The organism is Rahnella perminowiae (genome assembly GCF_019049695.1).
Classification (GTDB): Bacteria; Pseudomonadota; Gammaproteobacteria; order Enterobacterales; family Enterobacteriaceae; genus Rahnella; species Rahnella perminowiae.
Genome location: NZ_JAFMOT010000114.1, coordinates 1 through 1,479, shown reverse-complemented (window position 1 = coordinate 1,479; position 1,479 = coordinate 1). Strand labels below are relative to the sequence as shown.

General features: G+C 52.0%; 1 rRNA gene. It reads left to right on the top strand.

The annotated features are described in order from the left end of the window. Nucleotides 1-68: 68 nt before the first annotated feature. Nucleotides 69-1,479, top strand: a 23S ribosomal RNA gene (locus tag J1781_RS00615); the annotation flags it as partial.

The following is a 1,479-nucleotide window of genomic DNA, read 5'->3' as shown; positions in this document are numbered from 1 at the left end:
TGGATTAGTCTGTAACAGAGTCTCTCAAATAATCGCAATGCGGCGGTGGAAACACCTTCGGGTTGTGAGGTTAAGCGACTAAGCGTACACGGTGGATGCCTAGGCAGTCAGAGGCGATGAAGGGCGTGCTAATCTGCGAAAAGCGTCGGTAAGGTGATATGAACCGTTATACCCGACGATACCCGAATGGGGAAACCCAGTGTGCTCCGGCACATTATCGTTAGATGAATACATAGTCTAACGAGGCGAACCGGGGGAACTGAAACATCTAAGTACCCCGAGGAAAAGAAATCAACCGAGATTCCCCCAGTAGCGGCGAGCGAACGGGGAAGAGCCCAGAACCTGAATCAGTTTGTGTGTTAGTGGAAGCGTCTGGAAAGTCGCACGGTACAGGGTGATAGTCCCGTACACAAAAATGCACAGGCTGTGAGTTCGATGAGTAGGGCGGGACACGTGACATCCTGTCTGAATATGGGGGGACCATCCTCCAAGGCTAAATACTCCTGACTGACCGATAGTGAACCAGTACCGTGAGGGAAAGGCGAAAAGAACCCCGGCGAGGGGAGTGAAATAGAACCTGAAACCGTGTACGTACAAGCAGTGGGAGCCTACTTGTTAGGTGACTGCGTACCTTTTGTATAATGGGTCAGCGACTTATATTTTGTAGCAAGGTTAACCGAATAGGGGAGCCGTAGGGAAACCGAGTCTTAACTGGGCGTCAAGTTGCAAGGTATAGACCCGAAACCCGGTGATCTAGCCATGGGCAGGTTGAAGGTTGGGTAACACTAACTGGAGGACCGAACCGACTAATGTTGAAAAATTAGCGGATGACTTGTGGCTGGGGGTGAAAGGCCAATCAAACCGGGAGATAGCTGGTTCTCCCCGAAAGCTATTTAGGTAGCGCCTCGTGAACTCATCTTCGGGGGTAGAGCACTGTTTCGACTAGGGGGCCATCCCGGCTTACCAACTCGATGCAAACTACGAATACCGAAGAATGTTATCACGGGAGACACACGGCGGGTGCTAACGTCCGTCGTGAAGAGGGAAACAACCCAGACCGCCAGCTAAGGTCCCAAAGTCATGGTTAAGTGGGAAACGATGTGGGAAGGCATAGACAGCCAGGATGTTGGCTTAGAAGCAGCCATCATTTAAAGAAAGCGTAATAGCTCACTGGTCGAGTCGGCCTGCGCGGAAGATGTAACGGGGCTAAACCATGCACCGAAGCTGCGGCAGCGACGCTTAGGCGTTGTTGGGTAGGGGAGCGTTCTGTAAGCCGTCGAAGGTGAACTGTGAGGTTTGCTGGAGGTATCAGAAGTGCGAATGCTGACATAAGTAACGATAATGCGGGTGAAAAACCCGCACGCCGGAAGACCAAGGGTTCCTGTCCAACGTTAATCGGGGCAGGGTGAGTCGACCCCTAAGGCGAGGCTGAAAAGCGTAGTCGATGGGAAGCTGGTTAATATTCCAGCACTTGGTGTT